This is a genomic window from Orbaceae bacterium lpD04 (genome assembly GCA_036251935.1).
Lineage (GTDB): Bacteria > Pseudomonadota > Gammaproteobacteria > Enterobacterales > Orbaceae > Orbus > Orbus wheelerorum.
Window position 1 is genome coordinate 386,349 of sequence record CP133967.1, and the last position, 19,046, is coordinate 405,394.

The 19,046-nt window shown below is 37.3% G+C and carries 17 protein-coding genes; 5 read left to right on the forward strand and 12 right to left on the reverse strand.

Translation table 11 applies throughout. From position 1 onward, the window contains the following. Nucleotides 1-19 precede the first annotated feature (19 nt). The 6 genes from hypF to hypA all read right to left on the reverse strand — a co-directional run bounded on the left by hypF (nt 20) and on the right by hypA (nt 6,237). Nucleotides 20-2,341, reverse strand: coding sequence for a carbamoyltransferase HypF (gene hypF / locus RHO14_01715; protein ID WVD71527.1), 2,322 nt, complete (start codon nt 2,339-2,341; stop codon nt 20-22). A gap of 28 nt (nt 2,342-2,369) precedes the next feature. Continuing rightward, entirely contained in the window at nt 2,370-3,383 is a 1,014-nt protein-coding gene (gene hypE / locus RHO14_01720; protein WVD71528.1) for a hydrogenase expression/formation protein HypE, read from the reverse strand. Then, entirely contained in the window at nt 3,380-4,498 is a 1,119-nt protein-coding gene (gene hypD, locus RHO14_01725) for a hydrogenase formation protein HypD (GenBank protein WVD71529.1), read from the reverse strand. Before hypD ends, hypE begins: the two co-directional genes overlap by 4 nt. 7 nt (nt 4,499-4,505) lie before the next feature. Continuing rightward, the gene (gene hypC, locus RHO14_01730; GenBank protein WVD72487.1) at nt 4,506-4,778 is read right to left on the reverse strand and encodes a HypC/HybG/HupF family hydrogenase formation chaperone; all 273 of its coding nucleotides are present in this window, start codon (nt 4,776-4,778) and stop codon (nt 4,506-4,508) included. Continuing rightward, complete coding sequence (gene hypB / locus RHO14_01735; protein ID WVD71530.1) at nt 4,769-5,701, reverse strand: hydrogenase nickel incorporation protein HypB; 933 nt, start codon at nt 5,699-5,701, stop codon at nt 4,769-4,771. Before hypB ends, hypC begins: the two co-directional genes overlap by 10 nt. A gap of 191 nt (nt 5,702-5,892) precedes the next feature. Beyond that, complete coding sequence (hypA, locus tag RHO14_01740; protein WVD71531.1) at nt 5,893-6,237, reverse strand: hydrogenase maturation nickel metallochaperone HypA; 345 nt, start codon at nt 6,235-6,237, stop codon at nt 5,893-5,895. Between the two features lie 170 nt (nt 6,238-6,407). On the opposite strand from hypA, the gene gss reads away from it, so the two are divergent. Further along, nucleotides 6,408-8,291, forward strand: coding sequence for a bifunctional glutathionylspermidine amidase/synthase (gene gss / locus RHO14_01745; protein WVD71532.1), 1,884 nt, complete (start codon nt 6,408-6,410; stop codon nt 8,289-8,291). Between the two features lie 140 nt (nt 8,292-8,431). On the opposite strand, the gene proC is transcribed toward gss, so the two are convergent. Beyond that, entirely contained in the window at nt 8,432-9,229 is a 798-nt protein-coding gene (gene proC, locus RHO14_01750) for a pyrroline-5-carboxylate reductase (protein WVD71533.1), read from the reverse strand. Between the two features lie 295 nt (nt 9,230-9,524). Here proC and RHO14_01755 point away from each other — a divergent pair, with 295 nt between their 5' ends. Together RHO14_01755 and RHO14_01760 are read left to right on the forward strand one after the other, a co-directional pair. Continuing rightward, nucleotides 9,525-10,274: a helix-turn-helix transcriptional regulator gene (locus tag RHO14_01755; GenBank protein WVD71534.1), complete on the forward strand. Its 750-nt coding sequence runs from the start codon at nt 9,525-9,527 to the stop codon at nt 10,272-10,274. A gap of 118 nt (nt 10,275-10,392) precedes the next feature. Beyond that, nucleotides 10,393-10,959 (forward strand): DUF1439 domain-containing protein, encoded by a 567-nt coding sequence (locus RHO14_01760; protein WVD71535.1) that lies wholly within the window; start codon nt 10,393-10,395, stop codon nt 10,957-10,959. 81 nt (nt 10,960-11,040) lie between these two features. Here the strand turns inward: RHO14_01760 and RHO14_01765 are convergent, their stop codons facing one another. Next, nucleotides 11,041-11,616 (reverse strand): TetR family transcriptional regulator, encoded by a 576-nt coding sequence (locus RHO14_01765; GenBank protein WVD71536.1) that lies wholly within the window; start codon nt 11,614-11,616, stop codon nt 11,041-11,043. A 108-nt stretch (nt 11,617-11,724) separates the two neighbouring features. Between RHO14_01765 and RHO14_01770 the strand changes: the two genes are divergently transcribed. Then, on the forward strand, nt 11,725-13,218 hold the full coding sequence (locus RHO14_01770) for an MFS transporter (GenBank protein ID WVD71537.1): 1,494 nt from the start codon (nt 11,725-11,727) through the stop codon (nt 13,216-13,218). 74 nt (nt 13,219-13,292) lie between these two features. Next, a complete protein-coding gene (locus RHO14_01775) occupies nt 13,293-13,757 on the forward strand; it encodes a NirD/YgiW/YdeI family stress tolerance protein (protein WVD71538.1) in 465 nt (154 codons plus the stop codon). Between the two features lie 69 nt (nt 13,758-13,826). Here RHO14_01775 and purD read toward each other — a convergent pair whose 3' ends face one another. The 4 genes from purD to RHO14_01795 form a co-directional block, all read right to left on the reverse strand. Continuing rightward, the gene (gene purD / locus RHO14_01780; GenBank protein ID WVD71539.1) at nt 13,827-15,113 is read right to left on the reverse strand and encodes a phosphoribosylamine--glycine ligase; all 1,287 of its coding nucleotides are present in this window, start codon (nt 15,111-15,113) and stop codon (nt 13,827-13,829) included. A gap of 53 nt (nt 15,114-15,166) precedes the next feature. Then, nucleotides 15,167-16,756, reverse strand: coding sequence for a bifunctional phosphoribosylaminoimidazolecarboxamide formyltransferase/IMP cyclohydrolase (purH, locus tag RHO14_01785; protein ID WVD71540.1), 1,590 nt, complete (start codon nt 16,754-16,756; stop codon nt 15,167-15,169). A 133-nt stretch (nt 16,757-16,889) separates the two neighbouring features. Beyond that, complete coding sequence (locus tag RHO14_01790; protein ID WVD71541.1) at nt 16,890-17,636, reverse strand: carbonic anhydrase family protein; 747 nt, start codon at nt 17,634-17,636, stop codon at nt 16,890-16,892. 209 nt (nt 17,637-17,845) lie between these two features. Beyond that, a complete protein-coding gene (locus RHO14_01795) occupies nt 17,846-18,994 on the reverse strand; it encodes a glycerate kinase (protein WVD71542.1) in 1,149 nt (382 codons plus the stop codon). Nucleotides 18,995-19,046 lie beyond the last annotated feature (52 nt).

Consider the following 19,046-nt stretch of genomic DNA (forward strand, 5'->3'; position numbering starts at 1 on the left):
ACCAATATGTTTAATAAGGTTAAACATCAGTTTTTATCGTTTTATTACTCAATTTTGCTGCGGCAATAACTGATTGCCCAAATGAGATCCCACCATCATTACATGGTAAACTATGCGGCAGTAAAACCGTATAGTTTGATAGATATTGTAAGAGTAGCTTACGTAATAGTTTATTTTGCAGTACGCCGCCACTAAGGACGATAATATCACTTTTATTTTGCTTACTTGCCCGCTTTGCTAAATCGGCCATTGCATAAGCGAAAGCATGGTGAAAAGCGTAAGCCTTAGCAGCTTGGCTATCTTGGCAGTTAAACCATTGGCGCCAAAAATAAGCTAAATTTAGCGTCATATTTTCATTTACCGGCATGGTTAATAATGGGATGGTTTGCCCCTGATAACTGGTAGCAATCGCTTCAAGTTTACATGCGCCTTCACCTTCCCAGCTCAATGTTTTAGGCGTGATACCTAATGCGCAAGCAACGGCATCAAATAGTCGGCCTGCTGATGAAGCAAGTGGGCTATTAATTTGTTGTTTTATACTTCGCTCAATTAAAGATAGGGTATTGGCATCGATATCAATCAAACTATTTATTATCTGCGGTATTTTTTCTGGCACGAAGCTAATGCAATGTGCTAATAAGTTACGCCATGGCTGGCGTGATGCCAAATCGCCGCCGGGTAAGGCAACAGCAGGTAATCCACCTAATTTATGGCAGTTAATATAATCAAACAAGACACATTCCGCGCCCCAAAGCTTGCCATCTTGACCATAACCAAGCCCATCAAGTGCTAAGCCGATAACTTTAGAACCATTTAGTGGATAATTATGTTCAGCTAAGCATGAAACAAGATGTGCATGGTGATGTAACGTTTTGATAAGTGGAATATTTAGCTCTTGACTCATTTGCTGAGCATATTGGTGGCTAATATAGTTTGGATGCGCATCGGCAACAATGCATTGTAATGTTGGCCGATAAATTTCGAGCCATTTTTTTATGGTATCTTGCCATTGTTTTATTGCAGATGCAGAAATAAGATCGCCTAAGTGCTGGCTAACTAACGCTTTTTGATTATGGACGAGGCAAAATGTGTTTTTAAGATCAGCGCCTACAGCAAGTATTGTTGGTGCATTTTCAAGTCCGATAGGAAGCGCTAAGGGATCTGGCACATAACCTCTTGAGCGCCTTATAGTTTCAATGCTTTGTGGCTGAAGGCGAATAACCGAGTCATCAGCGCGTTGAATAATTTTTCGATCATGTAAAAGCCAGTAATCAGCTATTCGAGCTAACTCAGTTAGTGCACTTTGGTTATCTAAAGCTGGGGGTTGACTGTTGGCATTTGCCGATGTCATAACTAATGGGTGAGCATATTTTTTAGCAAGTAAATACTGTAATGGGTTAGCCGGTAACATCAAACCGATATCGGTTTGATCAGGAAAAACAGCCTCGTGAATAGGAATATCGTGTTTTGCTCGAAGTAATACAATAGGTGCAGCTTGGCTCGTTAATATCTGTTTAATTTTGATCACATTAACCGAAGGATCTACGCATGCATCTAACCAATCAATATTTGGGATCATAACGGCGAAAGGTTGATGCGGACGGTTTTTGCGTTTACGTAGTAAATTGATGGTATCTATTTGCTGCGCATCACACACAAGATGAAAACCACCTAAGTTTTTCATTGCAATTATTTTACCTTGCTTTAGATATTCGACAACTAAATCTAAAGCTGACTCGGCTTGTGCAAGGGCTATACCATCAGTGCCAGTGCACCATATTTGTGGCCCACAAATAGGACAAGCCGTTGGCTCAGCATGAAAACGCCGATCAGTTGGGTCGTGATACTCTTTTTGACAGTTTATGCACAGCTCGAAGTCCTGCATCGTAGTATTTGTTCTATCATAAGGAATATCTTTAATAATGGTAAATCTTGGACCGCAATGAGTGCAATTAATAAAAGGATAGTGAAAACGTCTATCTTGATTTTGTTCGAGTTCAGCTAAGCAGTTAGGGCATGTCGCTGCATCAGGTACAATTAACGTATCAATGGTATTTAATTGACTTTTGATAATCGTAAAATCTGCTGGCTGACATGGCCAGTGGTAACTATCACAACTCATTTCATCAATTCTAGCAAGCGTTGGCAATTCATCTGTTAAGGACTGTAAGAAAAGGTCTATATTGTTACTTTGCCAAAGCTTAATTAAAACGCCGGAACCATCATTGTAAACATGGCCAACTAGATGATATCGGTTAGCTAATTGCCAGACAAAAGGACGAAATCCAACCCCTTGAACTTTTCCTTTTACCCGAACCATAATGCCGTTACTAGTTGCCATTAAAGGACCTTTATCAATTATTATTCGTTTAACAAATACGTGGCAATGGTTCGTTATGTGGTAAATCTAATAAACGTTCAATGCCATATAATCCTTGTAATGTGACGTTTCTTTTTGTAACAACCTCACCAATTGATTTAGCATTAATACCTAATGGGTGGCGATGTAAGGATTGCAGTACTTGAAGCTCACATTCTGGCGATACAACAATGACAACTTTACCCTCATTGGCAAAATTAAGCGGATCTAAACCTAATAATTCACAAAGTCCTCTTACTGTAGATTGGAGTGGAAGCTCACTTTCTATGATTTTCATACCATAACCGCTACCTTGCATAAATTCATGTAATACCGCATTAACGCCCCCTCGAGTTGCATCTCTTATCGCGCGCACACCATCTATTGTATGTAGATGATGTATTAACGAATAAAGTGGTGCACAGTCACTGCTTAGTGCGCCAATCAGCCCGAGTTTTTCTCTAATATTTAAGATTGTTGCGCCGTGATCACCAAGGGTGCCACTGACAATAATTTTGTCACCCTCTTTGATATGCGCCATACCCCAATTAATTTGAGTTGGGATAGCTCCAATACCTGCGGTATTAATAAATATTTTATCTACCGCGCCGTTGGGAACGACTTTAGTATCTCCAGTTACAATAGTTACACCTGCTTCTTTAGCTGTTTTTGCCATACTATCGGCAATTTCTTGTAAAGTGCAAATGGGTAATCCTTCTTCAAGAATAAATCCACATGATAAATAAAGAGGGATTGCGCCACCTACGGCAAGATCATTAACAGTGCCACAAACCGCTAATTTACCTATATCACCACCAGGAAAAAAAATCGGGTCGATAACATAGCTATCGGTGCTAAATGCCATGCGATCACCAAGCTGAGTTAATTCGGTTAGTTTTATCTTTGCTTGATCCTCATGTGCTTGTAGGAATGAGTTATCAAAAGCGCGCATAAAAATTTGATCGATTAATTCGGTTGATGCAAGGCCACCACTACCATGAGCAAGTGAGATTGTTTTTATCATATAAGATCACTTTGTCGATATTGATAATAAGCAGCGCAGGCCCCTTCAGAAGAGACCATTAACGCGCCATAAGCTGACGTTGGTGTACATGTTTGACCAAAAAGGGGACAATTAATGGGTTTACAGCGGCCGGTTAACACATCACCACAGCGGGCATTTGGATCATCTTGCTGGCAATGACGTTTGGTATTAAAACGTAATTCAGCATCATATTCTCGATATTTTTCGTTTAGTCGAACACCCGAATCTAATATTTTACCAAGTCCACGCCATTCATCGTTACCTTGTAAGGTGAATACTTGGTTAATTACTGCTTGGGCCGCGGTATTGCCTTTATCTGCAACAATTCGTCGATATTGGTTTTCTACCAAGTATTGCTGTTTGATTAATTGCATTAAAATCATGATCACACTTTGTAATATATCAACTGGCTCAAAGCCGCTAATTACAACGGGTTTAGCGTAATCTTGGCTAATAAATTCATAAGGCTTAATACCAATTATCATACTCAGATGACCTGGGCCTAAAAAAGCATCAATTTTGATGTCAGGCAATGCTAATAATGCTTTTAAGGTTGGTATAATACAAATATGCTGGCAAAGTAAACTAAAATTGCTTAACTGTAGTTGTTTGGCTTGCAAAATGGTTAATGCAATGCCTGGCATTGTCGTTTCGAATCCTAAGCCAAATAAAACAATCTGTTTTTCAGGATTAAGTTTTGCCAGTTTTAATGCATCGAGTGGCGAGTAAATGATACGAATATCATGACCTTCCCCTCTTATTGTTAACAATGAACCTTGTTGACCAGGAACTCGCATTGCATCACCAAAGGTACAAAACATTACATTAGGCTGCTTTGCTATATCAATGCAGGTATCAATTCTTCCCATTGGTAACACGCAAACAGGGCAGCCAGGCCCATGGATAAAATTAATCTCTGGCGGAAGTAGTTGGTCTAGGCCAAATTTAAAAATAGCATGCGTATGGCCCCCACAAACTTCCATAATATTAAGCGGAGAATCTTTGGTAAAAACCGTCTTTTTTACTAATGCATTAATTTGGTTTAATAATGATTTGACTGCATTAGGTGCTCTAAATTCATCAATAAACTGCATTTCAATATTACTCCTTCCCTATGAATAATACACCGACATCAGGTTCTTCTTCTTGCATAGCATTAAGGAAGGATAGTGTTTGTTTTGCCTCATCTTCATCTAACATACTCATTGCAAAACCAACATGAACTAAAACCCATTGGCCGATAGTGATAGGTTTATTGTTACTTGTAACGAGTGAAATATCGATCTCACGCCCAATACCATTTACTTCTGCAATTGCGATATGAGGTAAATTTTTATCAATGCTTACAATTTGGCAAGGGATCCCTATACACATTGCTGCATCTCCAACCAAGATAACCATTCGTCCAGTCCTTCACCCGTTTTACAAGATAAACAAATTGTCGTTAGGTCGGAATTAATTTGCCTTGCATTAGCAATGCAGATATCAATATTGAAATCGACATAAGGTAATAGATCGACTTTGTTGATGATCATTAAATCTGCTGCGAAAAACATATGAGGGTATTTAAGGGGTTTATCATCACCTTCGGTTACTGAAATCACAACAACTTTCTTTTTTTCACCTAAGTTAAAACTTGCAGGGCAAACTAGATTACCGACATTTTCGATAAATAAAATACTGTTATTAGTCGGAGCGAGTTCATGCAATGCGCGATGAACCATTTGTGCATCCAAATGGCAACCTTTACCTGTATTAACTTGAATAACAGCAATACCAGTGGCTTTTATCCTTTGTGCATCATTATTCGTTTGTTGATCGCCTTCGATAACAAAGCAATCGGTTTTTGATTTAATTTGAGTAAGTGTTTGGATAAGTAACGTTGTTTTGCCTGAGCCAGGGCTTGACATAAGATTTAGCGCCAAAATATTTCGTTCATTAAAATGCTGGGTATTATGCATAGCGACATGATCATTTTTGGCTAAAACATGCTGCTCTATTTCAATTAATCGCGAAGTTTTATTGATATCTGTTGTATGCTGTTCATGTTCATGTTCATGTTCATGTTCATGTTCATGTTCATGTTCATGTTCATGTTCATGTTCATGTTCATGGGAATGAGCATGTTGCTGATCGAATTGAGTACCATTATAACTATCATGAAAGTGGTAATGATGATGGACGTTGCCTTGATGGTGGTAATGATGTTCGATTATATAAGGTTGATTTCTATTCGTATTTTTATTATTAACATCATCGGATTGATGCTCTAAATCACAGCCACAAGTAACACACATAGCATTGTACTCCTCATTTACTCTCTTTATCAGCAAGTAGATGTAAAGATACGCTAATTAACGGATCCTATGATAAAACGTTTGTTAGTGTACTTTAGTGTCTCGATTTAAAGAGATGATTTCATCAATTTATGGGTATATTTATTTTTATAAATAAGTTTTTACTCGGTACTAAATATAGCATAACAGCATTAGTCAACTTGGATTTTTTTAACCCATACTTTGTCGTCTGCATCGACAATAATATCACTATTTCCACATAATTTGCATATGGGTATAAATACATTATTAATGGCTACTTTTTGCTGACATTTATCACACCATGCTTTGGCTGGTTGTTGATGGATATGTATTTTACAATTTTCAGCCATTGTATCTTTACAGACAAGTTCAAAACAAAAATTAATTGCTTCAATTTCAACGCATGAAAGTGCCCCAATTTCTAACCAGATAGCGTTAATTCGTTTAGCTCCCATCGCTTTGGCTTTTTGTTCAACCATTTCATAAGTTTGGTAGCATAAAGTGAGTTCATGCATGGTATATAAAAATATTAGGGAATAATTTTATTATCATACCCCTTAAATTTGTTAATGATAATAGGCTATATCATAAAATCGTTTAATTTATTTTGCTTAACCTAGAGTTCGCATATAAATTGGAATATGATAGTAACTTGATTTTGTTAGCATTAATGTAAGGTAAAATAATGTCTGTAAATACACCCGATCAAAATGAACCATTTGGTACATTGCTAGGCTACGCGCCAGGTGGCGTTGCGATATACTCGTCTGATTATGATACCGCAAATAAAGAGGATTATCCTGATGATGCTTCTTTTCGCAGTTATGTTGGACATGAATACATGGGTTATAAGTGGCAATGCGTTGAGTTTGCAAGGCGATTTTTATACCTTAATTATGGTGTTGAATTTACTGATGTTGGCATGGCATATGAAATATTTTCGTTACGCATTTTACGTCATGTTGTTGATGAGGAACTATTACCATTACAAGCATTTGCTAATGGTTGTAAAAAGGCGCCTGTAGCTGGGGCGCTATTAATTTGGCAAGAAGGCGGTGTATTTAAGCGCACAGGTCATGTTGCAATTATTACTGAAGTGTTTGCCGATAAAGTCCGAATTGTTGAGCAAAATGTGATACATCAGCGTTTACCAGCAGGGCAACAATGGACGCGGGAGTTACCGCTATCATTTATTAATGGTTTGTATCATCTAGAAGATACATTTACTGATACGGTCATTTTAGGATGGATGATACAAACTGCGGATACAACTCACAGTTTAGCTCAGCCAATTACATCACTTCAATACCGGTCAATTCATCAAGGTCAGGTCATTGATAAGGGGCAATTTGACGGTGAATGGCTTAATGCTCAAGATCCGCTGGAACAAGCTTATATTGCGGCTAATGGGCATTGTGTTAATAGTCATGATGCGTACCAATACTTTATGATATCAGAAAGTGCTCGGCAAGAGCTGATTCGAGCGACCAATGAATTGCACCTTATGTATTTGCATGCAACTGATAAAGTATTAAAAGATGATAAGTTACTGCGTAATTTTAATGTGCCAGAAATTTTATGGCCACGAATACGTTTATCATGGAAAAATAGACGCTATCAGATGATAACGGGGCGGCTAGATTTTTGTATGGATGAACGCGGTTTAAAAGTCTATGAATATAATGCCGACTCCGCATCTTGCCACACCGAAACGGGTATTATTCTACAAAAATGGGCACAGCAAGCCGGCCTTAATATTGGTACTAATCCAGGAGATGGTCTACTTAATGGACTGGCTAATAGTTGGAAACATAGTGATGCAAAACCCTTTGTGCATCTAATGCAAGATAATGATAATGAAGAGAATTATCATGCACTATTTATGCAAAAAGCCCTGTCACAAGCGGGTTTTGATAGTAAAATTTTACACGGCTTAGATGATTTGCATTGGGATAAACGCGGCCAATTAGTGGATAGTGATAATCGGAATGTAAACTGTGTTTGGAAAACTTGGGCTTGGGAGACGGTACTTGAGCAGCTTAGAGAAGAGAGTGCATCTCAATTTTCAGCGCCACCTATTCGAACCGGCCATCCAGAAAATCAAGTACGATTAATTGATGTGTTATTACGACCAGAAGTGAATGTTTTTGAACCTCTTTGGACCGTTATTCCAAGTAATAAAGCAATTTTACCGGTTCTTTGGTCATTGTTTCCAAATCACCGCTATTTGCTTGAATCAACATTTGAGTTAAATCATAGTTTAATTGAAAAAGGTTATGCGATTAAACCGATTGCAGGTCGCTGTGGTAATAATATTGAGTTAGTTAGCCATGACGAACAAGTATTAGGAAAAACAATGGGGCAGTTTGAACGGCAAGAAAATATCTATCAGCAGTTATGGTGTTTGCCAAAAATTGCTAATAAATATGTTCAAGTCTGTACTTTTACGGTTGGTGGACATTATGGGGGGACTTGTTTACGAGCGGACACTTCTCTTGTTATAAAAGGTGAGAGTGATATGGAACCATTGCGAGTACTTAATGATGAACAGTTTATCAATAAAATTTAGCTTCTTTTATTGCTAGTGTATTTGCCTATCAGTTCGTTAAAATGTTGTTGTAACATATTATTTTGGTGAAAAAAAAGTGCTAAATAATTAATACCGCCAAGTTATTGAGCGGTATTAATTTATCGGCTAGTTTTGCAACCTTAATCCTTAATCTTGGCAGAAGCTTTAACGGCTTCAATAACTGCATTGCGTAGGCCAAATTTTTCGAGTTGTGCAACGCCACGAATAGTCGTTCCACCCGGCGAACAAACGGCATCTTTAAGTTGAGCAGGTAGCATATCTTGCTCTAAAAGAATACTTGCCGCACCTAAAACAGCTTGCTTGCTAAATAAATACGCTTCATCTCGTGATAAGCCAGCTAATACGCCAGCATCGGCTAATGCTTCGATAAATAATGCAACATAAGCGGGGGAGCACCCTGCAACGGTGCCGCTAATTTCTAATTTTTTTTCTTTAATTAATGCAATTTTACCAATGGCCAGAAATAGCTGTTTTACTTGCTCAAGCTGTAGTGATTTAATCGACGGTGATGGCGTTATCGCCGTCATGCCTTGGCATATCGCACTTGGAATATTAGGAATTGCCCGTACAATGGCTGCGTGCTTTGGTAAGTATTGGTAAAATTGTGCTAAGGTGAATGATGATGCGACAGAAATGATAATTGTATCGTCTTTAATAGCGGGCTTTACTTGCTCAAGTACTTCAGGCAGTATTTGTGGGATCACAGCCAAAATTAGAATATCTGCCTTGCTTGCTAATTCGCTATTATCTGCGCAAAAATGGCAATTTAATTGCAGTGCTAATTTTTGCGCTCTATCACTTGAACCACCGCTGATAAATAAATTTTTAGGATCAAGGTATTGGCTTTTTAGTAAACCGCTTATTAATGCTGAACCTAAATGACCAACACCAATTATGCCAACTTGTTTCATGTTCATGTTTCCCCTATTTTGGCGTTATCTTTGCCATTCGTAGATTATGTATATACTCGTGACCAATGAAGATGCTCGAAAATAGCGCTGAAAACTAAAAGCTGGGGGATCTCAGGACTTCGTCCTCAGCCCTTTTAAAACGCAGGCGAGAAGCGAAGCCTATGATCACTCTGTTTATAACAACGCTAAAGTTAAAACTCAGAAATCAAGCATCTTGATTTCACTTTGGTATATAGTATGCACCTGTCAGTTTTTATTGATATACTTTTATTATGACATTTTATCTGTGTAAATGGACAATATGACACCGATTTTACCCATTCGTTTGATGAGCCGAAAGATTGTACCTAAACAAGATTTTATTGGGCTGTCCCATGATTATGGTGAGCTATACTATTCTTTGCATGGTGTGATGGAGCTAATGATCGATGGACAACACTATATTGCACCAAAGCATCACTGTATATGGTTACCACCAAATACGTGGCATTATTGTATCTGTCAAAATGAGGTCCATTTTTTGACATTACATATTGATCCTATTTGGGCCAAGGCTCTTTCAGATAAAGTCTGTGTATTAACGGTATCATCTTTAATGCAATCAGTTTTAGGCTATTTGCATAACCAGCCACAAGATAGGCTTGATATACCAAGCAATCAACGGTTATTACAAGTTGCTTATGACCAATTATTGCAAGCATCAAGCAGTGATAATTATTTGCCTGGCTCTAACGATCCGATGATTGCCCCCATTCTTGATTTATTCAATACCAACCTTGCTGATGATAAATCACTAAAACAACTTGCTAAAATTGTTAATACAACCGAACGGACATTAATGAGGCGGGCAATTAAAAGTTTGGGGATGTCTTTGATGGAATGGAAACTTCGTTTACGTGTTGTCAAAGCTACGGCTATGCTTAATCAAGGTTTTTCGGTTGAGCGAACTGCATTAGAGCTTGGCTATTCGAGCTCATCGGCGTTTATTAGTATGTTTCGTAAACTAATGGGGGTAACGCCAGGTGAATTTCGTCATCAACGTAAGGCGTAATCTTATCTAAATTATTGATAGATATACTTTTATAGTCTTGTATAATAACTAATTATTAACATTATTAACATTATTAACATTATTAACATTATTAACATTATTAACAACGAGCTAAACAATGCAATTGAAAAAACGATTACAATTTATCATACTATTTTTAATTATAGGGCTACTTTCTGCGTGTCAGCAAATCGGCCAATATAGTTTATCTGAGCAAGTACTCAATAGTGCTTTACAAAAAAAACTCGGTCAATATAGCCAAAGTGTTAATGCGAGTAATTTATTTAAAATGAAATTAGATTTTAATTCACTCAAGTTAAATATTGGTCAGGAAGAAGCGAATAAAGTTGCGGCAAACGGCACTGCGCAGGCGTCAATTCAAACACCACTGGGCACTGAGAACGTTAATATTAAATTAAATCTAAGTGCATTGCCCGAAATTAATGAGCAACAAGATGCGATTTATCTAAAGCAAGTTGAAATAGCCGATTATCAAATTGATTCTAGCCTAGGTTCGATAAGTTCAAGTGTTTTATTACCTTACCTTAATCAGGCGTTACAATTATATTTTGAAAATAATCCGATATATCAATTAGATAAAAGCAATCAACTTGAAAATCTCGCATTTAAAAGTGTATCAAATATCCGCGTTGAGCAAGGGAAATTAGTTTTTTCTGTGCTATAACAAAATACGATTAGTTGATTTAAATAATCAGCCTTGCAAAATATTTTTGTACGAGCAAGGCTATTAGTTAACTCATAAGGCCTAATCAGTTATTGGCGGCGCGAGTAATGCTAAAATGTGATCATTAATGGTTGATTGGTCAAATTCGTTAATAATCGATAAATTATCAAAGCCACAACATAAGGCGATTAATCGCCATGCTAAATCAGATGGAATATTTGTATTTAATGCTCCATCTTCAACCGCTGCATTAATTAAATTTGCAACGTACTCATGCCATTCATTAGTTGAACATTGATAAGCCTGTTTTATATCGAGATCACGTTCTGATAAAAAGAGGGCCTCGTTCCAAATTTGCCTTAAAATAGCACCATCTTCGCCATGTATTGGGCTAACGGCATTGATAATTTTTTCAACGTGGGTTTTATCACCGGTTTTTGCTTGGTGTCGCTCAAGCAATTGGTCGGTAACTTTTATTAGTGCAATACTTTTTAGTTCGCCAATCGATTTAAAATGATTGTGAATTAAGCCAACGGCAATATTTGCCTTGGCGGCAATTTTTCTAGCCGTTATTGCACTAATCCCCTCATTAATCAGAACCTCGATTGCTACATTTAGAATTTGTTCATAGCGCTGATTCTTTTTTAAATAATTCATCAAATAGCCTAAATTTTGATTGATTACCGCATTATGCAATAAAATTGGACATATGTTCAAGAAAAATATAAAATCTATTTCCTGAACGTGCGTTCATTATGAGGAAACATGAAATCTAAATGGATAATACTTACATTAATTATTTTAATGTATTTACCCGTGTCACTTGATGCGACAATACTGCATGTGGCTGTGCCAACACTGGCAAGTGAATTATCAACAGCGCCCAATCAGTTGCTGTGGATCATCGATATTTATTCGCTTGTTATGGCTGGAATGCTTTTACCTATGGGAGCGTTAGGCGATAGGCTAGGTTATAAGACACTGGTTATTATTGGTTTAATTATATTTGGCTTAGCATCTTTGTTAGCAGCACTATCGACTTCTGCAATGATGCTAATTGCTGCGAGGGCTTTACTTGCTATCGGTGCGTCAATGATATTACCGGCAACTCTTTCTGGTATTAGAAGAACATTCGAAGAAGAAAAAGAACGCGCGATGGCACTTGGTTTATGGACGACTATTGGTGTATCTGGCGCGGCAATAGGGCCTTTAATTGGTGGTTATTTATTAGAACATTTTCATTGGGGATCCGTATTTTTAATTAATATTCCAATCGTAATTATGGTATTAATCGGTGTTATTTTTTTTATTCCAAGGCAAAATCGAAATACTAATCAGCCATGGCCATTGGGTAAAGCTATTTTTCTACTTGTAACTATTTTATTAATTGTTTATGGATTAAAGTCTGGCTTGAAATTTGATGGTGAATTATTATTTTCTGTGCTTATCGGATTTACCGGTATTATTTTACTCACTTTGTTTATTAAAAAAGAGCTCAAATCCGCCACACCAATGATCGATTTTCATCTATTCAAAATGAAAGTATTAGCGGTTGGAACGATTATTGCGGCTGTATCGATGATAACATTAGTTGGATTTGAGCTATTAATGACACAAGAATTACAGTTAGTTTATAATTTTACGCCATTAAAAGCCGGGGTTTTTATTGCACCATTAATGCTTTCAAGCTGCATTGGTGGACCTGTTGCTGGTTGGCTTGCAAGCCGAGTATCATTAAGAATTCTTGCCAGCTTTGGTATTGGTATGAGTTCGATTTGTTTTTTTGCGCTCTCTTTCGTTGATTTTATGACTCAAACGTATTTAGTTTGGATAGTTTTTATTTTATTAGGTTTGAGTATTGATATTGCACTATTATCTTCAACATCTTCAATTATGTCTTGTGTCTCAAGCGAGCAATCATCAGCTGCCGGAGCAATAGAGGGTATGGCTTATGAATTAGGTGCAGGATTTGGTGTGATTATTTTTGGCTTAATGATAACAATTATATATAGTTATAATATCGATTTACCTTCTGAGCTAGGTGAATCTGTTCAAGAAGAAGCCAGAAATTCTATTACTCAGGCATTTAAAGTTGCCAATAATATTGATATTCCTGAGCTTGGTGAGCAAATTATCGCGGCTGCAAAATTGGCATTTTCACAAGCGCATAAAGCAATTTTGATTTCTGCCGGTAGCTTATTATTTTTATTAACAATTTATATATGGAAATCACTACCCTATAATATTAAAAATAAATAAAATTAGAATGCTTAATATTTGGTTAATCTTTTTGTCGTTTAATAACATCATAAATTAGATTAAGGAGAAAGTAGATGAAGAAAATTATTCCATTATTTACCATTGCAACTTTATTTTTAGCCAGTAGTGCAATTGCTAAACCAGCACCATTAAATTCAGGTGGCTTTGTTGGTGATTCGGCTATTCAAGAGTCTTGCGATAATTCAACCAATACGACTTGCGCTCGTTTTGATGTAGCGCAAAAGGGCGGATTCCAAGGTCCTTCGCTCTCAATTAGTTCAATTGAGCAAGTTAAGCAGATGAGCGATGATCAAAAAGTTGTCTTAAGAGGATACATTACTCAATCTTTAGGTGATGAAGATTATTTATTTAAAGATGATAGTGGCACAATTCAAGTCGAAATTGATCATAAGTCTTGGCGAGGCCAAGTTATTACACCAAATGATTTAGTTGAAATTCAAGGTAAAGTTGATAAAGACTGGAAATCAATTGAAATTGATGTGAAGCGTATTATTAAACTTCCTGCTGAATCTAAATAACTATTTAATCGATTAGCAAAAGCCTATTTTGACTTTTGCTAATCATCTGTTATCACTAACTTAAGTAAGTTATTTTTGCTCACGCTCAATTGCGCGATAACCAATATCGTGACGATAGAAGCAACCATCCCAATTAATCATTTTAATTTGCTGATAAGCATATTGCTGCGCATCGGCGACTGAGAGCCCCAGTGCTGTAACACAAAGTACTCTGCCGCCATTAGTGTAAACTTTGTTATCTTTAAGTACACTACCTGCATGAAACACTTTACAATCATTTTTATCTTGCTTTGGTAAACCAGTAATTTCATCGCCTGTTTTATAGTTGCCAGGATAGCCGCCAGCAGCCATAACGACGCCTAAAGCCGGCCTTGAATCCCAATTAGAATGAACAGTATTAAGTTTGCCATCGATTGCCGCTAAGCATAGTTTAACTAGATCCGATTGTAAACGCATCATAATTGGCTGCGTTTCAGGATCACCAAAGCGGCAATTAAATTCAATAACTTTTGGATTACCTTGTTTATCGATCATTAAGCCAGCATATAAAAATCCAGTATAGATATTTCCTTCAGCAGCCATTCCTGCGACAGTCGGATAAATTATTTGTTTCATCACCCGCTCAAAAACATCATCAGTAACCACTGGCGCCGGGGAATAAGCGCCCATGCCTCCAGTGTTAAGTCCGCTATCTTTATCGCCAACTCGCTTGTGATCTTGGCTAGTTGCCATTGGCTCAATGTGCTGGCCATCAACCATGACAATAAAACTGGCTTCTTCACCGTCTAGGTATTCTTCAATAACGACCCGATGGCCCGCTTCTCCAAATGCATTACCTGCTAACATGTCTTGTACTGCATCTTCGGCTTCTTGTAATGTCATTGCAACGATTACACCTTTACCAGCAGCAAGTCCATCAGCTTTAATTACAATTGGTGCTCCTTTTTGACGTAAGTAGCTAAGCGCGGGCTCAATTTCAGTAAAATTTTGATATTCGGCAGTTGGAATTTTATGGCGGGCTAAGAAATCTTTGGTAAAAGCTTTAGAACCTTCAAGCTGCGCTGCAGCTTTACTTGGGCCGAATATTTTTAAACCTTCTTCCCGAAATCTATCAACGATCCCCATTACTAATGGGACTTCGGGGCCAACGATAGTGAGCCCTATTTTTTCTTTCTTAGCAAAAGTAATTAATCCATCAATATCGGTTGCACTTATAGCAACATTTTCAAGATTGTCTTCAAGTGCTGTTCCTGCGTTACCTGGCGCTACAAATACTTTTGTAGCTAACGGTGATTGTACTACTTTCCATGCTAATGCATGCTCTCGTCCACCATTACCGATAATTAATACTTTCATACCAATCCTCATTTAGATAAAACGTAACTAGTTAATATTCTTTTTGTTTAATATCAGTGACGAAAATGCCTCATTCCCGTTAATAGCATTGCAATATTATGTTCGTTCGCAGCTTGAATGACTTCTTCATCTCTAATCGAGCCGCCAGGGTGGATAACGCACGTTACTCCCATGCTTGCTGCTGCATCAATTCCATCTCGAAATGGAAAGAAAGCATCTGAAGCCATAACTGAGCCAGCAACTTGTAGGTTTTCATCTTGCGCTTTTATTCCTGCAATTTTAGCCGAGTAAACACGGCTCATTTGCCCTGCACCAATACCAATTGTCATATTATTTTTGGCGTAGACAATCGCATTGGATTTTACATATTTTGCAACTTTCCAACAAAATAGAGCATCTTCTAACTCTTGTTGTGTCGGTTTTCGTTTACTGACAATATTAAAATCGTGCTCTGTTATCATACCAAGATCTCGATCTTGTACTAATAACCCACCATTAACACGTTTAAAATCAAGCCCTGAAGTACGAGTTTGCCACTCACCGCAGGTTAATACACGAATATTTTTTTTCGCTCCAAGTATTGCAAGTGCATCATTATCAATTTTTGGTGCAATGATCACTTCAACAAATTGCCTTTCAATAATTGCCTTAGCTGTTTGTATATCAAGGCAGCGGTTAAATGCAATAATGCCACCAAAGGCAGACGTCGGATCGGTTTGGTAAGCATGCAAATAAGCATTTAATATTGAATCACTTATCGCAACGCCACATGGATTGGCATGTTTAACGATAACGCAGGCAGGTTGACTAAACTCTTTTACACATTCAAGCGCTGCATCAGTATCGGCGATGTTGTTATAAGAAAGTTCTTTACCTTGTAATTGCAGTGCACTTGCAACACTTGCTTCTTTTATCTCTTCTTGGATGTAGAAAGCGGCATTTTGATGACTATTTTCCCCATAGCGCATATTTTGTTTTTTAATAAATTGTAAATTGAGTGTACGGGGGAATTCACCCGAAGGTGTATCTGTATCACCAAAATAAGGCGGAACTAATTTACCAAAATAATTAGCAATCATACCGTCATATTGAGCAGTATGCTCAAAGGCTTTGATTGCAAGATTAAATCGATAATCAAAAGTTAACGCGTTTTGACCGCTATCCATCATATCAATAATGATTTGATAATCTTTATTATCAACAACGATCGCAACGTCTTTATGATTTTTAGCCGCAGATCGTACCATAGTCGGCCCACCAATATCGATGTTTTCAACCGCATCAGCTAGTGTGCAATTGGTTTTCGCAACAGTGTTGGCAAAGGGATATAGATTGACTACAACCATATCTATAGGCTTAATATGGTGATCTGCCATGATGTTTTCATCAAGTTCGCGGCGACCTAGAATGCCACCATGTATTTTGGGGTGTAGTGTTTTTACTCGGCCATCCATCATTTCTGGAAAACCAGTATAATCAGAAACTTCAATTACAGGGATATTATTTTGTATTAGGAGATTTGCTGTTCCGCCAGTAGATAGGAGTTCAACATTACGGTCAGATAAGGCTTTGGCGAACTCAACAATGCCTGATTTATCTGACACACTTAGTAGGGCTCGACGAATAGGGCGATCCGGTTGCATACAATTTACTCCAAATAGACTTTGAAGGTTAAATTAGGAGAGTAGTATACCGAATTTAGATAAAAAAGTTTAGTAATTGTGGATAAGACGTATAAAAAAATGACCTATATCAAATAGGTCATTTAATAATAACTTAGTTATTAGATATAATTATACGGCCATTTAATGGTTGAATTGGTCGATTATTATGGTGTTTAAATGCATGAGAAAATTTATCTATTTCAGTTTTAGATAAGGTCATTGGGTGTTTCAGTACAATCCATGTTACGCCTTCTGAACATGGTGGCGTTGTAAGCGAGCCTGAAAAACGATAATAACTCTTATCTTTTGGTAAGAAAGATGCAATATTGATGCTGTCAAAATTAGTTGGATTGTTCTCTTGTTCGCTTAATAATGAAAGTAATTGCTCTGCAGACGTATTTTCAGCTCCTTCATCAAACATTACCGCCATAACTAAAAGATCGCCATTTTTGTTTGCATGTACAAAGTGTCCTTCCATTGGATATGATTTACCGTTAATTTTATTTTCGCTTGGCGAATGGAAATGAAATTGTACTAGGTCATATCTTTCACCATTGACAATAACATAATCATTTGGATTTTTTTCTGTAATTTGAACCGTATGGCCGTTATTAACGATTTCACCAGATGTTTGACCATAATGGGTTTTCAATTGACCTATTTGTGCTTTAATTGCACCAGAAATATTGACAGGTGATTGATTTTTACCTAAACCACACATTTGATACTCAGGTGATAACTGTGCCCAATTTTCAGGTAATTCATTACCCTCATATCCCCAATGAACTCCTGCTAATGCAGAAGATGCAAATCCTATTGATGCCATTAATAGTGGTATTGTTTTGATTAACTTTTTCATCTAACTTGATCCTTGAAAATTAAAAATTTTAAGAAAAAATGTAATCGCATTTTACGCTTTTTATTTGATACGACAAGTGGTTAGCGATTAGGGCTTCATTTTTTATACAGCATATTTTCAATAATAAATATTGAACCATTTAGCGGAAACATTAACTGTTTTATAGTGGGCAGAATAAGGCAGTATAATTAATTCACACTGCCTATGGATTATTTGAATTGCATACCTATTTTTAGTGTTGCTGCAATATTTCTTGCATTCAAATAGAGATTATATTTTGCAGCCTCAGAATCGAGTGCTTCGGCTAGTGTTGAAACTTTTGATAAAATACTAAACATCGCTGAAATACCATATGGATATACGATTTCTGCCTTATCACCAAGGCTGCCTACAATTGCAATTACTGGCTTATTATATTTTTTCGCAATTGTTGCAATGCCGATAGGTACTTTGCCGTTAATGCTTTGATGATCTAAACGGCCTTCGCCAGTAATCACTAAATCAGCATCTTTTATCAGGTAATCAAAATTAAGTAGTTCGGTAATAATTTCAATGCCAGGTCTAAGTTTCGCATTTAAAAAAGCAAGGAGCGCTGCTCCCATTCCGCCTGCTGCACCTGTTCCTGGTATATGTTCAACGTCAATACCGAGATCGCGTTTTATAATTTGGGCAAAATGTTTTAGGTTATTATCGAGTAATTTAATATCTGCGGTATTTGCGCCTTTTTGTGGACCAAAAATAACAGAAGCACCATTTTTACCAGTTAATGGATTAGTGACATCACATGCAACTTCAAATTCACAATGTTGTAATCTCGGATCCATTTGTGAAATATCTATTTGGTTCAAATTAGCTAGTGCTTGCCCACCGTAGCCAATTTGTTTTCCATTTCTGTCAAGAAGCTTGATACCTAATGCTTGTAGCATGCCAGCGCCGCCATCATTAGTTGCACTTCCACCAATACCAATGATAAATTTCTTTGCCCCTTTTTCTAACGCATGATAAATCAATTCACCAGTACCGTAAGAGGTAGTTATTTTAGCATCGCGCCTATCTATAGGGACTCGCTCTAAACCGCTAGCTGCTGCCATTTCAATAATCGCGTATTGATTATCTTTTGATATACCATAAAAGGCGTTTCCTTTATCGCCTAAGGGATCGGTAATTATGGCGTTAATTATATCGCCGTCAAGAGCATCAACCATTGCTTCTACCGTTCCCTCACCACCATCGGCAAGCGGTAATAGAGTATAGTGCGCATCAGGATATATTTGAGAGAATCCTGCTTTTATTACATTTGCAACATCAGAGGCTTTCAGGCTTTCTTTAAATGAATCAGGTGCGATTATGATTTTCATACATATCCTTTCAGAGCAACTAAAGATTATTGAGTATGTTTGCATACTCAAT

Excerpts from the sequence above, each read along its gene's own strand:
- hypA (WVD71531.1), bottom strand. The coding sequence starts at position 6,237 with ATGCATGAACTCACTTTATGCTACCAAACTTATGAAATGGTTGAACAA.
- RHO14_01795 (WVD71542.1), bottom strand. The coding sequence starts at position 18,994 with ATGAAAATCATAATCGCACCTGATTCATTTAAAGAAAGCCTGAAAGCC.
- purH (WVD71540.1), bottom strand. The coding sequence starts at position 16,756 with ATGCAACCGGATCGCCCTATTCGTCGAGCCCTACTAAGTGTGTCAGAT.
- RHO14_01755 (WVD71534.1), top strand. The coding sequence starts at position 9,525 with ATGACACCGATTTTACCCATTCGTTTGATGAGCCGAAAGATTGTACCT.
- RHO14_01760 (WVD71535.1), top strand. The coding sequence starts at position 10,393 with ATGCAATTGAAAAAACGATTACAATTTATCATACTATTTTTAATTATA.
- hypE (WVD71528.1), bottom strand. The coding sequence starts at position 3,383 with ATGATAAAAACAATCTCACTTGCTCATGGTAGTGGTGGCCTTGCATCA.
- RHO14_01765 (WVD71536.1), bottom strand. The coding sequence starts at position 11,616 with ATGAATTATTTAAAAAAGAATCAGCGCTATGAACAAATTCTAAATGTA.
- hypD (WVD71529.1), bottom strand. The coding sequence starts at position 4,498 with ATGCAGTTTATTGATGAATTTAGAGCACCTAATGCAGTCAAATCATTA.
- RHO14_01770 (WVD71537.1), top strand. The coding sequence starts at position 11,725 with ATGAAATCTAAATGGATAATACTTACATTAATTATTTTAATGTATTTA.
- hypF (WVD71527.1), bottom strand. The coding sequence starts at position 2,341 with ATGGCAACTAGTAACGGCATTATGGTTCGGGTAAAAGGAAAAGTTCAA.
- hypC (WVD72487.1), bottom strand. The coding sequence starts at position 4,778 with ATGTGTATAGGGATCCCTTGCCAAATTGTAAGCATTGATAAAAATTTA.
- RHO14_01775 (WVD71538.1), top strand. The coding sequence starts at position 13,293 with ATGAAGAAAATTATTCCATTATTTACCATTGCAACTTTATTTTTAGCC.
- proC (WVD71533.1), bottom strand. The coding sequence starts at position 9,229 with ATGAACATGAAACAAGTTGGCATAATTGGTGTTGGTCATTTAGGTTCA.
- hypB (WVD71530.1), bottom strand. The coding sequence starts at position 5,701 with ATGTGTGTTACTTGTGGCTGTGATTTAGAGCATCAATCCGATGATGTT.
- purD (WVD71539.1), bottom strand. The coding sequence starts at position 15,113 with ATGAAAGTATTAATTATCGGTAATGGTGGACGAGAGCATGCATTAGCA.
- gss (WVD71532.1), top strand. The coding sequence starts at position 6,408 with ATGTCTGTAAATACACCCGATCAAAATGAACCATTTGGTACATTGCTA.
- RHO14_01790 (WVD71541.1), bottom strand. The coding sequence starts at position 17,636 with ATGAAAAAGTTAATCAAAACAATACCACTATTAATGGCATCAATAGGA.